This is a genomic window from Herbiconiux liukaitaii (genome assembly GCF_041927495.1).
In the GTDB taxonomy this organism is placed as follows: Bacteria; Actinomycetota; Actinomycetes; order Actinomycetales; family Microbacteriaceae; genus Herbiconiux; species Herbiconiux liukaitaii.
Genome location: NZ_JBHFHG010000001.1, coordinates 17,187 through 33,499, shown reverse-complemented (window position 1 = coordinate 33,499; position 16,313 = coordinate 17,187). Strand labels below are relative to the sequence as shown.

Sequence of the window (16,313 nt, the reverse complement as noted above, 5' to 3'; positions counted from 1 at the left end):
GTTGCGATCATGACTTCATGACGGAACTTGCATACATGGTGCGCGAAGACTGGGCTCAGCACGGAACCGCGATGGAGCATCAGAGCGCCATCATTCGGAACTGGATTGGCGGCCCGCCGTACCTGTTTGCCGTCACAGACGTAACGAAGTTCAACCAGGATGACCGCGGCGCGGATGTTGAGGCCGCAGTATTCGTCGCGCCGAGCAGAGCCGACCGCAAGGTGTTCAACATCCGTGAGCTCAAGAGTCTCGAACGTGGCACCAATCTCGTCGACCACGCGATCGTCGTACTCCATCCGTTCGAGCAACGTGAGCTCGAGACGATCCGCCAGACGGTGGAGGCGAACTCCGTCGGCAAGCTATTCATCTTGATTCGGTCTCGGTACGAGATGGTGCGCACCTGGCTTGATGGGCTAGGCGCAATGAACCTCCATACAGGCGAAGGCGCTCCCGCAACCGACCCCCTGCTGCTTGCCGCCGCCGAGATGATTCACAACGAGGACTACAACGGCCTTGACTCCGGACGCGGCAAGGATGCTGTAGTTCAGCTCGTTCGCGCGTTCGTCGCAGAAGGCTATTCCGATGAGCCGGAGGCCTGGTTGCGGGCGTACTTCGCGGTCGGCGGCAGCTTCCACCACGCTGAGTCAATCGAGAAATTGACCAAGGAGATAAAGGCCGGCACCCGCCACCGGGTGAAGACGCGATATCGCGACGACATCGTGAACATCATCAGGGAGCAGCTCGCCGCGCAACGGTAGGCACTTCCGTGGTTGCTGTCGAGCCAAATGGGCGAGCAGTATTTCTCCTACTGTTTGATCGCGTGCTCAGCGCCTTGACCCTCGTGCACTACTTACAGATGACGCTTGGGCCGATTGACGATAGGTCCGCTTCGATCGGTTCTCTCGTTTCTCGAATGACATATTCTGTCGAGGATGACGGACTACACGCCACTAGACCCCATCTTGCCGGCCCCTGAACTAATTGAACTACAGTCGGCGATCGGCGCTGTCGCGATGGCAAGTGCGCGTCTTGAGGAGACTCTAAGTCGAATCCTCGCTTACCTTGCTGGGAGCGATGAGGCCTGGATTCTGTTCACAGGTCGCGCGGCGAGGTCGGCCATCGACCAGTCGCAAGCGATCATCGCGGAGCGGACAGGGTGGGTGGAAAAGCGCGCAGATCTAGAGGCAGTGACGGACCTGCTAAAGCAATCGGCCCAACTGCTCGAATACCGAAACGGCGTCGTTCACGCGCTTTGGTCCCTCGAAGCGTCGTCCGACGAAGCGCCCAAACTCCCGTGGCACAGATCTGGTACAGAAGAACGGATTCTGTACCCTGCCCGATCGCGCATGAACAAGGGGCCCACTGACCAAGCAGTCACCATTTCTGATGTCCAGGAACTCGCAGGCCACATTGACAAAATGAGTGTCGAGCTGATCGCCGCGGTTCGAGCGGCCAAGTACCACCTTGCCGGTGGATTTGCGGAGCTTCCCAGCGATGTTCGCTGGTACTTGTGACCACACAATTGCAGGCCACTTTGACTCGCTCTTGGATTGAGCACGACCGCCTACGCCACATCACCCAGTGGCTGTTGTCCTTGGAGTCCGTCAATGACAGTAGGAGCAAGAACCCGCAACTCTTCGACGGGAAGGACAGGCTCGCGCATCTCTGGCTGGCAGGACACCGCCAGGAGACCATCGGCTGAGATCGGATCTACCGCAAGCGCATCATTGAGGCGGATCGTGATCCGACTGCGATCGTTCATAGGCCTTGAAATTGACAAACGATCGAGGATGCCTCGCCACTTGCCCTCCAAACGAACTGTGAGGGAGGCCGAATGGTGCTCGCTTGATTGCCACCGCGATTACCGTGAGCTCCGCCAAGGGCTTGGCACGAGCGTTTTTGTAACTGGCGAGCACTGCGCCCTCACACAGCCGCACATGACCTTGTTGAGTCGCATCCACGTAAGCTACGGGTGTCGCCCTGAGCGTTGTGGAGGCAGTTGCAGACTCAGAGCAACCAGAAACCAGGGCGCGACGCGTATCGCCTGGCCTGCCAGCGAGGCAAGTCCGCTAGACGCCCACTGCTAGACGACGAGTCTTCGGGGGCAGGACAAGCGTGACGGACAGGCATCAGCTTGAAGACCTCCTACGTGAGCTGTACGGGGACGACATAGGAGAATTCAGACACACGCACGAGTGCTCATGCGCTTCCGTGAAGGACTTCGTCGCCTTCACGACCGAGGCGGGAAGCCCAGTGGGCGCGCCCTCAAGGCATCTGCTTGTAGCCGGACCAGTCCTCCGCCTTTGCAACGCTCTGAAGCTGCTCCTGGCTCGGCTTGGTCTCGGCGCGCTTGCCGGAACGTACGCGCTGGGCTGTGAAAGGTACGGCTTGCGTACGTTGCATTGGCCGTATGACCGCTAGTTGCCCCAACCCAGCTGAGCAGATGATCTGACCGAAGACCTAAGTCTGCCTTCCGAAGTTCACCAGAGGACGCTCCGCGGAGGGGACGCCTCGTCATCACCATCTATCAGGATTAGGGGACAATTTTGCGGAGATCTCGCGTTGCAAGTCGGGATCCGATTCCAAGCCCTGGAGAAATGTCTTGCCTTCTTTGCCGCCGAAACGCAGGATGGGGCGCACGAAAAAAATGCGCGTCGGGCCCAATCTTTTATCGCTAATCAGGCCCCTTAAGGACGGCAGGTCAGCGCGTTTAGCAAGTTCCGCGAGAGCGACAGCAAGTCCAGTTGCTTCTCCCTTGTCACGCGAGCGCCGATAGAGGTCTTCCAATCGCTCCCAATACAAGTGCATTTCGGGTTTGCTCAGTGCTCGCCCTAGCCATTCGGCAGTTCGTTCCGGATAGCCTCCGCGTTCAAGATGGTCCAAGGCAATCAGATAAGCCTCGATCGGGAGATCGGGCTTCCCGCGCAAATCCCCGACGGAATTCACCGTCACCCCGGCACGCTTCAAGTCGCGAAGAATTGGTTCCTCAGCTTTTGCGTATGCCTGCCTACGCCTCTCGCGTTCCTTCTGCCGCTCACGCTCCTCGCGCTGGTAGGTCTCATTCCCTGCAAGCTCACGGAGATACTCCCCGGCCGTGACTGCTTTCCTCGAACCCTTAACCATCACGTTCCTGGAGTCGGTATCGCATGCGCGTCACCTCTAGGGATCGCATCCTCTGAATGACTTCAACTACCAATGGCGCCCCCAAGTGTAAAGATCCCTGCGTTAGACACATGCTTATCAGACCCCGCGATCGAAGTGAGGCGGGTGCAGCTGGGGCGCCTTGGGGTCTTTCGACGCCGTAGCCAATCTCCGCCAGGAATCAATCAACACGCCCGCCATACTTGAGGCACACAGAGACGGCCAGGAGTGTGCCCAGTTGCGAATTGAGACGATCAATGTCGGAGACGGCGCATGCGCCGTAGCCAGTGACACCGACAAAACCACGGATCTCACAATGATTGACTGCGGGCGTTGGCGACGAGGAGATCGTGACGCCGCCAGCCGCGCCGCGAACTACCTTGGAGAGCGTCTTGGTGAAGTCACCACCCTCGTTGTCACACACTTCGATCGCGACCACTGGGGCGGCCTCCTAGAGTTAGCTGCAACCCACGAGACCCGTCGCCCCAACAACTCGCCGCCCGTCGAGATCCGTATTCCCGGCATGCCGGATACCTTCGCCGCGGACCTTCGTGCCGGCATGCTCGCGCTGATCTCGAGCCGAGACGGTACCCCGGTGAATGCCATCGAGCTCCTCGACGCATGGCAGGCGACCAACATCGGAGTGCGTCAGACCGTGCAATACGCCGGGGACGAATTCGAAGCCAACGGCCTCGAATGGAAGGTGCTCTGGCCACCTCACCAGATCCCCCCTGAAATGGGTAGCCGAATCATAACCTGGCTCAAGGATCTCAACCAACTTGCACATGAGATGGAATCCGCCGGCCATGGCAAGCTGCTAGACGACCTGCGCAGGGCCTATGCCGAGGTCGAAAGGTTCGACACCGCAGTCGACCGAAAAGAACCCTGCCCAGACGCGCCGACCTGGTCGTCGCTGCCCGAGACGCGGATTGCCGAGCACACCGCCGACGACCACCCGCGACTGGACACAGTCGAACCTGTACCAGCAGACACGGAGTTCGTTTCGGCTCCAGCGGCATTCAAGAAAGACCTCGCGAAGCTCGCCGCGCGGATGGGCGCCCTCGACAACGCGCTGAGCCTGGTGATAGCCACCAAGGCGGGGGACTTCATCAACTTCGGCGACATTGAAGGCGACGCTCTCGAAGCTCTGCTTCTGTCAGGAAAGGTCGAGTCCGAGTATCCCGTGATGTTCGCACCGCATCACGGAACCCATGAAGCTCCTTATCTGCTCCCGAAGTCCGGCGTATGCATTTCGCAGAACGGCACTGATCACCACAAGAAGAACCTTAATCATCGTAGAACGCATGTTACTTACTGCCGGTGCATCAGCACGTGGGACCACGGGAATATTGATCTGGAAACAGAATGGCGGGGAGTTTGGCCCAATCCCTGGTGGTAGCTGGAACTAGATACGGCTCCACAACTTCCGCGGGGAACGGATGAGAGGGAATGACTGTGGTCTTCGACGATATGAGTGATGAAAAAAAAGCATCCGACTCACTTCCGCGCGACTCCGAACATTTCGAACCCATGTATTTGGGGTATCAGACGAACTCCTCAGACAACCCTCCGCTGCCGCAGACTCAGCCTCTCCGAACACTTGATTCAGAAGAAGAGGTCGAGATCACCGAGGCGATTCACTACGTCGCCCGGTTGGATGGGCTCATTCTTGAGAACGGGCTACCCGACGCTCTTCTTGCGATCCACAGGCTCATCGAAGATCTGAAGACACATTCAATAAGTGACGTGACAACGTCACCATTCAAGATTCGAGTCCGCCGCACCTTCAATAACTGGTTCGCCGAGTTCACCGCATTCCGTGCGGACTTGGAGCTTCGAGCCGTTCAGGATCCGACTGCCGGGTCCAATGAACCGGCGGACTTGTTTCAGCATGCGTATCGAAACCATCCGGAGTTTCGGCTGACTTGGCAAATGAGAAACATCTCTCAGCACCGCGGCTCGGTCGGGGCGTACCTACGGTTCCAGACCTGGCTTGATACGACAGATGAGTCCCTACACTCATGGTTCTTCATCAAAACCGAGGAGATGTTCGCCGCGCATCGCGGGCGGAAGGACTGGGACGAATGCGAAGCGATGTGGATCGCCACCCATGGAGCTTCGCCGGAAGTCGATGTCAGACGCGTCTTCGGCCCAGCGTATCGAGCTGTCTTTCGCATCCTCAGTCATTTCATCTTCAATCGCGTGCCGACCTACGAAGCCGCGGCGAAGGTGTTCGCCCGGGCGGGGAGTGAAGCTGGCGCGCACGGATATCCCGTGCTGTACAGGATGCGACTCGACCGAGATGCCCGAGAAGTTCGTGGCCTGGATCTTCTGAGACTAGAGCCGAAGAACCTACGCGCAGCGTGGGTCTCAATGGAGTGTGCCTGACTGTTCCTTCTCGATCCCGACTTGCGCGGGGCAATACCTCGACTCACGACAGACCCGCCCGGCGTCATCAACGCAGCTCCCGAGCTACAGCTTCGCGACCTCCCAGGTGGGACCCCGGACAGCTCACCGACCTAGAACAAGAAGTTTCGAGTCGCGATGCCAAACGGAACCCTCTGGACCCGCCCTCGCGTCAACGGCGTTCTTCCAGAAGACCGACGAGCCCTCGAAGACTTCGTTCCTGACGACATCGTCTTTCACTTCGGTGGCCCCTACGTCAGAGCAGTATGCAGAGTCGTAGCCCCCGCAACCGATGCCCTCCGGCCAGAAGGCTACCCGTACGGTCCCAATGAGACGTCCGCCAACGACGACGGCCGGCTCGTCCGCGTCGAGCTCATCGCAGGCGACCTCAGATTGCACCGGAACCGGGTTGCGGAGCTCATCACCCACGGCTCCCCCGGGCCACTCTCCCGATACGGCGTTCCGCGCGAGGCCTACATCTCCCCCTTATCTGACCAAGACGCAGACGCCCTCCTCCAAGAACTCGACCTCGCAGTCCCAGAGCGACACCTGTCCGGCCGGCCCCACGAAGACTGGCCCGCAGGCTCCGGCGCCACAGACGCCGAGGCGATCGCCCGAATACGAAAGGAGCAGGGAAGTCTCCGCGCCCATCTGTTGCGGGGTCGGACTCTCGCACCGTGCGCCCTCTGCGGGAAGGAAACGCCAGCGACGTTCTTGGTAGCTGGCCACATCGTGCCCCGATCTGAGATCTCGGACGAGGATCGGTGGAAGTTCGACGAGATCGCAATGCTTGTGTGTCTCTTCGGATGCGACGCGCTCTTTGAACAGGGGTACGTCGCGATCGATGGAACCGGCGTCGTCTCCCCCGGGCGCCGGGCAGACGACGAGCGACTTGAGGAAGAGATTGGGGCTCGAATTGGGCGCAAGGCGATCGGATGGCACGAACAAAACGCGGCCACGTTCGAGAAGCCTTTCCTCAACCATCGGTCCAGACTGGAGGTCTGACGGATGATGGCGATCCGCGACGTCGGTGTGCGGCTTTCGGGGGCGCGGCAATGACCCTATATCTAGCACGAGGGATAGAAGACGACCACCACTGGGTTGTCCGCGAGTTGGACAGCATACTCGTGGAGACTCCATGGCGAGTCGAACGCGAAGCCGATGGCTACCGGTTGAGTCATGCCGACGACCACGAGCGGACCGCCGCGGTGTACAGACTGGGCGCTTTCCCGACACCTGACGCCGCTGTTGAACGGCTCCGCTCGTCCTTGTAACCCGCGAGAGCTGCGCCCTCACCGAGTTGCTCGTCACCTGAATGAGACGCCCCACGTGAGCTACAGGTGTTACCCGAGTGCTCTCGAGGTGGTTACTGATCTCGAGCGACTAGGAACCATTTTGCGACGCACATCACGTGGCCCGCCAGCGGGGCAAGTGATGTGCGACGCAGTGGTGGCGCTAAGGCATCGCACATGGTCACCGTTTCTTACACCGCCGACCCTCCTGGCCTGCTCGGCGAGGTCCGATCGCTGCGGCTCAAACTCTGATTCGCAATTTCCTCCACCTGTAAAGACTCGACCAATTCAGCAACGACGCGCACTACGACACCGCGTAAGTCAACACACCGTGGGGTTCATTGCGGTATTACTAACACTGCTAGGTCCTCCGAGAATCACAACCTGTTGAATGTTGAGCGCTGTGAATCTCGCCAAGACGTCGGCGGGGATGCATGTGCCAGGCACGAGGAATAAGGGGCCACTCTTTCTTGCTGCAGCAGCACTCCCGGTGAGAGCATCTGGGAAATTCGTTCCGGTAGCTATGAACGCCGTGTAGGGATTGCCGTAGATATACCCATTTGCAGCGAGGGAAGCTTGATATCGGTCAGCTCCCGATATGCGTTCAGCCGGCGCCACCGCATTGAGGGAAGAAACGAGACCATTAGTCAGAGAGGCTGGCCCGCCGACAGCGCGAATCTTGGTCGGACTCAAGCTGGCCAATTTCGAGGCGGTGGCGCCGTCAATAGCTGTCCACTGCCCGTACACGAGGATCAGTGGAACCCTAATCGCGGCTGCTGCGGCTCCCGCGGAAACCGCGTCCGGGTAGTTCACTCCGGTAGCCACATACGCGTAAAGGTTTGAGCCTGGGAAGGCGTGGGTTGCGACGTTTCGCGAAACTTCGTAGCGGTCTGCACCTCCGATTCGGACAGTATTTGGCACAAGGGCCTGGAGTTGATTACGCACCGTCTCCGAAACAGAGTTCGGACCTCCTGCGATAACGATTCTCTGCGGATGTAATCGTTGGATCTCGGATTGAACGCTTGCTGGCAGAGAAGCTTGTGTGGTGAGAAGGAGCGGTCCTCCCTGTTTAGCGGCGGCCGGGCCGGCACTCAAAGCATCAGGGAACGTTTCACCACTAGCCACCCAGACAACAGGTGCGCCCGTAGCGGCCGATGGGAACGCATACTGCGAATACGCGACACTGGCGGAATACCTATCTGCGCCCGCAACACGATTTACCTGGAATGAATACGTTGGAAGAGAAGACACACAAGTGGGTGCGGCCGCCAGAGGGTTCGCATCAAGGTCGACAAACGCCTGAGGGAAGGTGACCGGATTGTTGGCCAGCCAAGGGAAGCCTCGGCTTTGGAACTTGTACCAACATCCATCTTGTTTGGTGGCTCCAGCGACGTCCTGCTGAGCGACCCACCGGAGTTCGTGATTGGGCGCCTGGTCGTGGTAACCAGTCACGCTCTGCCAACCCAGGTTGTTAGACGAGAAGTCAATTAGGTAGTCGACTGTGGGCGCACCAGGGCAGAGAGGATCAGCGACGTAGTGATGAACAGTCCAGCTCGCAGAGGAGTTTGTCTCCTCCCGGTATTGGACGTAGATGGTGTCGCTCGATGCACGTTGCTCGGAAATGAGGTTGCCACTCGCGTTGTAGAGCCGCGTCATACCGACACCCTTTTGAATTTGACTTCCGGGAGCGAACTTTAATGGCGTCCCAGAGTAAAGGTGCTGGATCTGCATATACGTGCGGGATTGAATCGCGCTCTGGTACATGTCGTTGGTAGTGAAGCCACGGTTGTCGCCCGTGAAGTACGCCCCGCCGGCAGCGATGGCGCCTACACAGAGAGCGGGAACCGCATCTTGTCGGTCCGGGATGAATACCATCCACATCGGGTCTGCGGTGAGCGTTGTCCTGGCTGCAGCCGACACAGGAGCAATGTCCGCGTTGAGGTCCGCAGTGACCACAGTCGGATCGTCAATGCTCCTTCCTACGGCGGATTCGTCAGTAGACGGAATCGTCACCGAGTAAAAGTACGGCTGAGCACTGTTTAGGTCATCTCCGGTGTAGTCCGTGGCGGAGATCGTGTATTCATGTGCTTCAGTTCGACTGCTGTCGCCGTCAGTGAATTCCTGAGCGGTAGAGGTAGAGACAACTTCACCGTCGCGGGTGATAGTCCAGATCGTGTCCGGCGCAACGCTTGCCGACCATGTGAGCGAGACGCCCGATGTGCCCGCGGACCAGGCAAGTGGCGCTGCTGTATCGGTCTGGTCGTTGTCTCTACGAACATGCGAAACCGTGCGATCGACGATCAGTCCGTCACTATCGACTTCGAAACTAACCGAGATAGCTCTGTCGCTGGAGAACGTTCGAGCGTGGAACTGAGACTCCTCCGGCACAATCGCAAGATGTCCTTCATCTTGGTTCCACACGGCATCCACGAACCGAGTGTCCGAGGCCGAGTCTGCACGAGCGGGGACCGTGATGGCGTACGAATCGGCACTTCGAAGCTCCGGCTTCGGAAGTGTTGAATCGAGGGGCAGCTGATCCACGTCAGAAGCGACCACCGCAGTCGCGGTAGAAGGCGTCGTAACTACACTTTGAAGAAAGAGCACTCCAGAAATACCTATGCACGCCGTCGCAATTGCTCTTCGCTTTTTCACAATTTCTCCCCCGCTGCCGCAATCCGTCTTGGCTACACTAGTAGAAGAAAATTCCGCCCAAGGTTAAGTCTCGTCCAACGGAAGGTGCTCGTGAAACTCGCCAGTTCATCGACGAGATCTACACTTAGGCGGTATCTCGGGGCTGCCGTTGCAGGACCGATTCTGGGCTTCCTGCTCGGGCTGGCGATCGCGAACCTGATCATTACTCCCGGAGGGATTGCCGACAAGGATCCCGTGGCTTGGCACGTCGTCTATGGCCTGATTGGCTTCGGCGTAGCGATAATTGTCATGATCGGGACTACGTCGTCTGTGGTAGTCATTACTCGCCTGGGCGGCACGGGATGGTGGCGGGTTGCGGGTGGGTGCGCAGGCGGCATTGTTGCATACGTAGTTCTGATAGTCGTTGCCCAGTTAATTACCGGCGATCTACTCATTGTTCCCTTGTTTTTCTGGACACCTTTGCCCCTGGCAGTCGTCCTGTTGCTAGTGCTCTGCGCCGCAGAGTTTCTGGGACTATCGAGGAGTGAGCGAGGAGACAAAACCCGGGTGGACTAACCCGGAACCACCGGAACATCACGTGATCGCGCTGTGGCGAGATGCTGCACACAGCAGCTCTGCCAATCTCTGAAGAATGGAGCCGGGTGACGACCGGGCGCATACCGCGGTACTGGCACTATGCTCCTGGGAACGCGGGGAAATCTCGATGACGGACCAATACGCTGACTCCCTCCTGCACGAGCTCGACCTCACTACTCAGGAACGACGGCTGCCTGGCCGCCCCCACGAGAAATGGGCTCCGGGGTAAGGCGGCACAGACGCCGAGGCGATCGCCGGGATTCACACTCATCGAGCTGTGCAGAACTTTATGTGACACCTCCACATAGGCTACGTGTGTCGCCTTTCGCGTTCTGGGTGTAGTTGCTGATCCTAAGCAACCATCGAGTCGAGCTCGGAGCGCATCGCATCGTCCGCGAGTCCCGCTAGTCACGATGCTGGTATAACGGTGAGTCATCGAAGGGTGGGGCCAGTGTGACAGACAGGCATCAACTAGAAGACCTCCTACGTGAGCTGTATGGAGACGACATAGTCGAATTCAGACACTACCCAGCTACGCGGGAATGCTCCGTGCGCTTCCGTGACGGCGTTCGGCGCCTTCACGACCGGGGTGGTAAGCCCATCGGCCGCGATCTCCTTGCGGGACGCTAGGTCAAAACACGACGTCACATCTGTCACCGTTCTGTAGGGCAGAGGGTCGAGACAAGCCATGTATTCTGACTTCCTGCCCATACGTATGTCCACGGTTAGCCGAAGAAGCTCTGCTGACTCCCTTCGTCAGCGAGGTGAATGAACTGGCAAGAACTCTGGTCGTAATTCCGACCTATAACGAGATCGAGTCGGTCGAAACGGTTGCGGCTCGCGTGCTCGCCACCGAGCCGGCCGCCCACGTGCTCATCGTCGACGACAGCTCCCCCGACGGCACGGGTGAGCTCGCCGATCGCCTCTCAACTGCTGACCCCCGCATCCACGTCATCCATCGCTCAGGGAAGAGCGGTCTCGGTGCCGCCTACCGTGCCGGCTTCACCTGGGCGCTCGAACGCCAGTATGACTTCGTCGTCGAGATGGACGCGGACGGCTCGCACCAGCCCGAAGAACTCCCGCGCCTCATCGGATTGCTCGCGGCGGGCAACGACATGGCGATCGGAACGCGCTGGATCGCGGGTGGCGTGATCGTCAACTGGCCCGCCTACCGCAAGCTCATCTCGCGTCTCGGAACGGCCTACGCCCGCGTGCTGCTGCGGTCAAAACTGCACGACCTCACCAGTGGCTTCCGTGGCTTCCGTGCCGAGTCCCTCGGCACGATCAACCTCGCAACCCTCAACTCCCAGGGCTATTGCTTCCAGATCGAAATGGCCTGGCTGTTCGAGCGCAGCGGCGCCCGAATCGGGGAGTTTCCGATCACCTTCGTCGAGCGCGCCGAGGGCGTGTCGAAGATGTCCACGGGCATCGTGATCGAAGCGCTGGCCAAGGTCACCGGCTGGGGCCTGTCGGGGCTGATCGGCAGGTCCCCGAAGCGCCTCGATCTGCCGCGTACGTCAGATAGACCCAAGAGTCCTTCCCGTGGGAGCGGAGCTTAGCCGCCAGCCGCCATCTCGTCCTCCAGCACCCACAGCGTCACATCGTCGAGCACGATGGGTTCCAGGTCGGTGCGGTACTCCCGGAGGTACACCTCGACGTCATCGCTGAGGGGGAAGCGGACGGAGTCCTTCGTCACCACAGCGACGACATCGCCGTCGGCTGGACTCAGAACCTGGCGTCCATCCAGATAGGGTGCGTACTCCCACTCCGCGAGGCCGCCGACGAGGATGTCGCCGTCGCCCACGTCCAGCTCGTCGAGTTCCTCGACGACGAGCGCCATTCCCCGAGGGCGCTCGGCGGCGATCGTCGCAGAGGTCCACGCTCCACTCGCGACCGCAACGACGACCATCGCCACAGCCACTGCTCGGCCGACGCGCCTTCTGCGACCCGCAGCATTCCAGAGCACGGACAACCCGATGCCGCTGAGCGCGCACAGAAACCAGACCCAGACGTAGTAATAGTGCGTCAGCGCGACGCTCGAAAGCACCAGATAGAACACGAACAGCAGGGCGACCCCCGAGTACAGGAAGATGCTCAGTGCGGGAGGGCGACGCCAGAGAGCCGACACCGCGCCGACCAGCAGTACCGCGGTGGCCGCCACACCCATGCCTTCGACGCTGAACAGAAGATTGGTCCACCATGGCGGGTGCAGATACACAGCGCCGGCGACCACGACCGAATGGCCCGTTGCATTGTGTTGAGACTGCATCTCGAGCATGTACGTGATGGCAGAGCGGATGCCCATCGGGGCGTAGAGGAGCACGAACGCTGTGGCGAAGACCGCGACGAAGACGACACCCCCGACGAGCGCGTCTCTCAGGCGTCGATCCAGGAGCGGAAGCACCAGGATGGCAGGGACGAGGACGGCCGAAGAGACCTTGGAGGTCACGGACAGAGCCATCGCCACCGCGGAGACGATCAGCCAGACCCACGAGCGTGTGCGGAACCACATCCAGGCCGCCGCGAACGCCGCGATAGCGAAGAACACCATGAAGGGTTCCAGGAGCGCGAACCGGTCGAGGCGCACACCGCTGCTGACACCGTGGGGAAGAAGTGTCCAAGCAGCAGCAGCAAACGCAGCGAACGGCCATCCGATCTCTCGCCGGAACCACAGGAAGATGACCACACCACCCAGAACGACAACGACACCCACCGCAATGCGTCCAGCCAGCTCGCCCTCTCCCAGAATGAGCTGCGCGAAGCCCAAGAGATACTTGGCAGTCGGAGGGTGCTCCCTGTTGAGTGCGAAATCGCCCTGGAGGTACGCGCGACCAGCGGTCAGGTAGATCGGCTCGTCAGCGTTCAGATTCGCAGACGACAGGTTCCAGAACGATTGGTACAGCGACCACACGAAGAGAACTCCGACGACGACCAGTTCAGCGACCCTGGACCGCTGGTAGGTCGCGTGGTCCGGCATTATGCCATCGTAGCGACGCCAGACATGAGCCATCACGCGCCACGGTCTGAATCGACGACAGCTCCCCGTCCGCAGCCGCAGGTTCCTGCATGCAACACCCGAAATAATCTACACCAGCGGGCTGAGCCCCGCCGCTCAGTCTGTCTAGGCACCCCAAACGCGACCGGCCTTCAGAAACTGAGAGAGGTACTAGCGCGTCCTATTCTGAGAGAATGAACGTGAACGATGTACCGGCAGTGGTGCCGCAGTACTGGGGCACGCTGACTCAGATTGTTCCGGTGTTCGCTTTGGCACTGGTGCTTGAAGCTCGACGCCTTGCATCCACGTGGACCATCACCAAAAAAAAGGCTCGGCGCTGGTCTGCAGCTTGGTTTGCTGCGGTAGCCGTCTTCCTTTTCACGATCCTCTTTTGGGGACTGAACACCTTAGCCTCTGGCCGAAGTGAGCCTTGGCAGGTTACCGCGAGCCTGGTCTTGATTCTTGTTGCGGCTGCAATGTTGGCCATACAACCTGTCATTGGCCTCGCAATCGGGGGAAATGTGGACGCGGTCCTGCACTTGACTCGCTCGCTACCCCTTTCCAAATGGGCGAAGTCCAATCGCCGTTTCAGTAAGTGGAATACAGAGTTGCAAGAGATCCTCGTCCGCACCTTGGAGCGCGAGGAACAAGCTAAAGCGCTGCTTGAGATGAGCGAGGTCTTGGAGTCCGAGGCTTCGACAAATCTCGCCGAGTGTCGGGCACGTAAGGCGCAGGCACCAGATGGGGACCAGTCCGCAATCGACGAGGCAATCGCTGACGCCGAGCGGGAGGAAGCCGCGGCGATCAAGACTAGGAAGTATGCACAAGAAGTCTTCTCAGAAGTCGGCAGCCGTTTCGAATCCAGACTCGACGCCTTGAATGAGGCGAAGGCGGCCCACGAGAAGCTGGAACGGCGACGAGGTGCCGAAGGCCGTGCCCAAGTGATAGAGAACCTCGAGCGGATGAAGAAGGACGCACCGTAGGGGTACGGGTAGGGGTAGCCGCCTCAGAATGTTTGGTGGAACGACGAAAGCCCTGACGAAATCTGCATTTCATCAGGGCTTTCTCTTGTCGGGCTGACAGGATTTGAACCTGCGACCCCTTGACCCCCAGTCAAGTGCGCTACCAAGCTGCGCCACAGCCCGTGGCCTGTCACCCGAACCGGCGAACCGCTCCGGACAACTTGTCCATGATAGCGCCTTCTGGGAGTGCTCGCCGACACGGGCCCCGACCGTCACGGTGCCATAACGGATGCGGCCTGTGGTCAGGGCGGGTGAATGCTCCTGCATAGAATCGTGTCAGAGGCGCGCTGCGGGGAAGACCCGGATGGCCCCCGCAGCGCCCTCACCCACAGCCGTCACAGCAGTCGTGGAAACGGCGCAAAAACTGCGCAAAAGTTTGGGACAGACAGTCCCGAACGGAGCGTTTTCATAAGTTCGGCATTGCATAATTGAGCATGCCCCAGTCACCTGCCTTACCCGCACCTACCCGACGTCAGGGCGCGTCCGTCAATCTGACCGAACCCCGAGCGGCCAGAACCCACGAATCACTGACGATCGCCCTGTTCGATCTCCTGCGACAGCACGACCTCACCGAGATCTCGATCTCCGAGCTGTGCCGCACCGCAGGAGTCCACCGAACAACCTTCTACGGCCACTACGCCGACATCTATGCCTTCGCGTCGGACTCGTTCGCGCGCATCCTGGATGAACTCGCCGACGTGGCCGACCTCGAAGGCGGTGTGCCCCTCGGAGACCCCGATCCGACGGTCACCACCGCCAAGACCGATGCGGAGCTCGGCGATCCGGAGTCCGGACCCTCCCGTGCCCTCACCGCCGCCTACATGCGCTCCATGTCCGGCATCCTCGAGCACATCCTGGATCACCGCTCGGCCTACCGCATGATGTTCGGCACCCGGGTCGACGCCGGCTTCCGGCGTGACCTGCATCAGCGCCTTCTCCGCCACGCCACGCTCGCCGTGCAGCACTGGCGCCTGGTGGGCCTCGCGCCCGGCATCGACGAGGCCACAGCCGCCGCCTTCATCGCGGGCGGATCCGTGGGCGTCTTCGAGAAGTGGGCGCTCAGCGACGACACGGATGTGGCCGCCCGAACGGCCGACATCATGGGCACCGCCGACGCCTGGATCGCCTCCCGCACCCTGGCCCAGCAGTCCGCCTGACCTCTCCCGACCGACCTCACGCCACAATGGAGGCGTGAGCACCGACGCCGACTCCACCACCCCCAGAGCCCTCGCCCTCGCGATCGACATCGGGGGCACCAAGGTGGAGTCGGCGTTCGTCGATTCCTCCGCCGCCCTCGTGCCCGGCACCAGGCAGCGCGCCGAGACCGGCACCGGCAGCTCCGCCGATCAGATAGCGGATGCGGTGCGTCGCGTCATCCGCGCCACCCTCGACCGCACCCCGCCTGGTGCGAGCATCCTCGGCGCCGGCATCGGCAGCGCCGGCCCCCTCGACGTCGTGCGAGGCACCGTCTCGCCGCTCAACCTCCCCGCCTGGCGCGGCTACCCCGTGCGCGACCTCGTGCGCGAGGCGAGCGGCATCGAGAACTCCGTGCTGCGCCTCGACGGCCTGTGCATCCTGCTCGCCGAGCACTGGGCGGGGGCGCTGCAGCACCACCGCACGGCGATGGGCATGGTGGTCTCCACCGGCATCGGCGGCGGCCTGCTCGTGGAGGGTCGGCTCGTGGGTGGCCGCTCGGGCAACGCCGGCCACATCGGCCAGCTCCAGCTGCACGAGCACGAGAGCACCGGCAAGGATCTCAGCGTCACCCTCGAGGGCATCGCCTCCGGCACGAGCATCGTGGCGTGGGCCCGCGAGCAGGGCTGGGCGGGCACGACCGGCCAGCAGCTCGCCACGAGCTACGCGCAGGGTGACCCGATCGCGGTGGCGGCGGTCGAACGCTGCGCGAACGCGGTCGGCGACGGGATCGCCTCCGCGTGCGCCCTGCTCGACCTCGAGGCGGTCGCCATCGGGGGCGGATTCGCCAACGTCGCGCCCGACCTCATCGAGCGCATCAGCGCCCGCGTCGAGGCGGTCGCCCCGCTCGACACCATCCGGGGCGTCGAGATCCTCCGCTCAGCCCTCTCCGACGAGGGCCCTCTCATCGGAGCAGCGGGCCTCATCCACCGCGCCGACCTCCGCCCGTAACGCGTGAGTCGCGCCTAAGTGCTCCCACACCGGCGAAAACGCGCGGTATGACAGCACTTAGGCGCGACTCAGCGAGCGCGCGGG

At 60.9% G+C, this 16,313-nt stretch carries 13 protein-coding genes and 1 tRNA gene; 10 read left to right on the top strand and 4 right to left on the bottom strand.

Annotated features, from left to right (window positions below; genetic code table 11):
- Nucleotides 1–17 precede the first annotated feature (17 nt).
- Together ACEXQC_RS00160 and ACEXQC_RS00155 are read left to right on the top strand one after the other, a co-directional pair.
- The gene (locus tag ACEXQC_RS00160; protein ID WP_374817122.1) at nucleotides 18–758 is read left to right on the top strand and encodes a hypothetical protein; all 741 of its coding nucleotides are present in this window, start codon (nucleotides 18–20) and stop codon (nucleotides 756–758) included.
- A gap of 174 nt (nucleotides 759–932) precedes the next feature.
- A complete protein-coding gene (locus tag ACEXQC_RS00155; RefSeq protein ID WP_374817121.1) occupies nucleotides 933–1,514 on the top strand; it encodes a hypothetical protein in 582 nt (193 codons plus the stop codon).
- 1,003 nt (nucleotides 1,515–2,517) lie between these two features.
- On the opposite strand, the gene ACEXQC_RS00150 is transcribed toward ACEXQC_RS00155, so the two are convergent.
- Nucleotides 2,518–2,952, bottom strand: coding sequence for a hypothetical protein (locus tag ACEXQC_RS00150; protein WP_374817120.1), 435 nt, complete (start codon nucleotides 2,950–2,952; stop codon nucleotides 2,518–2,520).
- A gap of 427 nt (nucleotides 2,953–3,379) precedes the next feature.
- Between ACEXQC_RS00150 and ACEXQC_RS00145 the strand changes: the two genes are divergently transcribed.
- The 3 genes from ACEXQC_RS00145 (at nucleotide 3,380) to ACEXQC_RS00135 (ending at nucleotide 6,552) form a co-directional block, all read left to right on the top strand.
- Nucleotides 3,380–4,540, top strand: a complete 1,161-nt coding sequence (locus ACEXQC_RS00145) for an MBL fold metallo-hydrolase (RefSeq protein WP_374817118.1) — start codon at nucleotides 3,380–3,382, stop codon at nucleotides 4,538–4,540.
- 50 nt (nucleotides 4,541–4,590) lie between these two features.
- Nucleotides 4,591–5,529, top strand: a complete 939-nt coding sequence (locus ACEXQC_RS00140) for a hypothetical protein (protein WP_374817116.1) — start codon at nucleotides 4,591–4,593, stop codon at nucleotides 5,527–5,529.
- A gap of 156 nt (nucleotides 5,530–5,685) precedes the next feature.
- A complete protein-coding gene (locus tag ACEXQC_RS00135) occupies nucleotides 5,686–6,552 on the top strand; it encodes a hypothetical protein (RefSeq protein ID WP_374817114.1) in 867 nt (288 codons plus the stop codon).
- 608 nt (nucleotides 6,553–7,160) lie between these two features.
- Here the strand turns inward: ACEXQC_RS00135 and ACEXQC_RS00130 are convergent.
- Nucleotides 7,161–9,269: a cell wall-binding repeat-containing protein gene (locus ACEXQC_RS00130; RefSeq protein ID WP_374817112.1), complete on the bottom strand. Its 2,109-nt coding sequence runs from the start codon at nucleotides 9,267–9,269 to the stop codon at nucleotides 7,161–7,163.
- A 306-nt stretch (nucleotides 9,270–9,575) separates the two neighbouring features.
- Between ACEXQC_RS00130 and ACEXQC_RS00125 the strand changes: the two genes are divergently transcribed.
- Together ACEXQC_RS00125 and ACEXQC_RS00120 are read left to right on the top strand one after the other, a co-directional pair.
- Entirely contained in the window at nucleotides 9,576–10,046 is a 471-nt protein-coding gene (locus ACEXQC_RS00125) for a hypothetical protein (RefSeq protein WP_374817110.1), read from the top strand.
- A gap of 785 nt (nucleotides 10,047–10,831) precedes the next feature.
- A complete protein-coding gene (locus tag ACEXQC_RS00120; protein ID WP_374817108.1) occupies nucleotides 10,832–11,626 on the top strand; it encodes a polyprenol monophosphomannose synthase in 795 nt (264 codons plus the stop codon).
- Here ACEXQC_RS00120 and ACEXQC_RS00115 read toward each other — a convergent pair.
- Complete coding sequence (locus ACEXQC_RS00115) at nucleotides 11,623–13,044, bottom strand: glycosyltransferase family 39 protein (RefSeq protein WP_374817106.1); 1,422 nt, start codon at nucleotides 13,042–13,044, stop codon at nucleotides 11,623–11,625. The genes ACEXQC_RS00120 and ACEXQC_RS00115 overlap by 4 nt on opposite strands.
- A gap of 212 nt (nucleotides 13,045–13,256) precedes the next feature.
- On the opposite strand from ACEXQC_RS00115, the gene ACEXQC_RS00110 reads away from it, so the two are divergent.
- On the top strand, nucleotides 13,257–14,045 hold the full coding sequence (locus tag ACEXQC_RS00110; protein WP_374817104.1) for a hypothetical protein: 789 nt from the start codon (nucleotides 13,257–13,259) through the stop codon (nucleotides 14,043–14,045).
- Nucleotides 14,046–14,133: 88 nt separating this feature from the next.
- Here ACEXQC_RS00110 and ACEXQC_RS00105 read toward each other — a convergent pair.
- A tRNA-Pro gene (locus ACEXQC_RS00105) sits at nucleotides 14,134–14,207 on the bottom strand.
- A 311-nt stretch (nucleotides 14,208–14,518) separates the two neighbouring features.
- On the opposite strand from ACEXQC_RS00105, the gene ACEXQC_RS00100 reads away from it, so the two are divergent.
- Nucleotides 14,519–15,241 carry a TetR/AcrR family transcriptional regulator gene (locus ACEXQC_RS00100; RefSeq protein ID WP_374817102.1) on the top strand — a complete coding sequence of 241 codons (723 nt, stop codon included), beginning with the start codon at nucleotides 14,519–14,521 and terminating at the stop codon, nucleotides 15,239–15,241.
- 34 nt (nucleotides 15,242–15,275) lie between these two features.
- Entirely contained in the window at nucleotides 15,276–16,229 is a 954-nt protein-coding gene (locus tag ACEXQC_RS00095) for an ROK family protein (protein ID WP_374817101.1), read from the top strand.
- Nucleotides 16,230–16,313: the final 84 nt, after the last annotated feature.

What these genes read in the sequence shown, in the direction of transcription:
- ACEXQC_RS00160 (WP_374817122.1), top strand. Translation starts at nt 18, where the DNA reads ATGACGGAACTTGCATACATGGTGCGCGAAGACTGGGCTCAGCACGGA.
- ACEXQC_RS00155 (WP_374817121.1), top strand. Translation starts at nt 933, where the DNA reads ATGACGGACTACACGCCACTAGACCCCATCTTGCCGGCCCCTGAACTA.
- ACEXQC_RS00140 (WP_374817116.1), top strand. Translation starts at nt 4,591, where the DNA reads ATGACTGTGGTCTTCGACGATATGAGTGATGAAAAAAAAGCATCCGAC.
- ACEXQC_RS00135 (WP_374817114.1), top strand. Translation starts at nt 5,686, where the DNA reads ATGCCAAACGGAACCCTCTGGACCCGCCCTCGCGTCAACGGCGTTCTT.
- ACEXQC_RS00115 (WP_374817106.1), bottom strand. Translation starts at nt 13,044, where the DNA reads ATGCCGGACCACGCGACCTACCAGCGGTCCAGGGTCGCTGAACTGGTC.
- ACEXQC_RS00110 (WP_374817104.1), top strand. Translation starts at nt 13,257, where the DNA reads ATGAACGTGAACGATGTACCGGCAGTGGTGCCGCAGTACTGGGGCACG.
- ACEXQC_RS00100 (WP_374817102.1), top strand. Translation starts at nt 14,519, where the DNA reads ATGCCCCAGTCACCTGCCTTACCCGCACCTACCCGACGTCAGGGCGCG.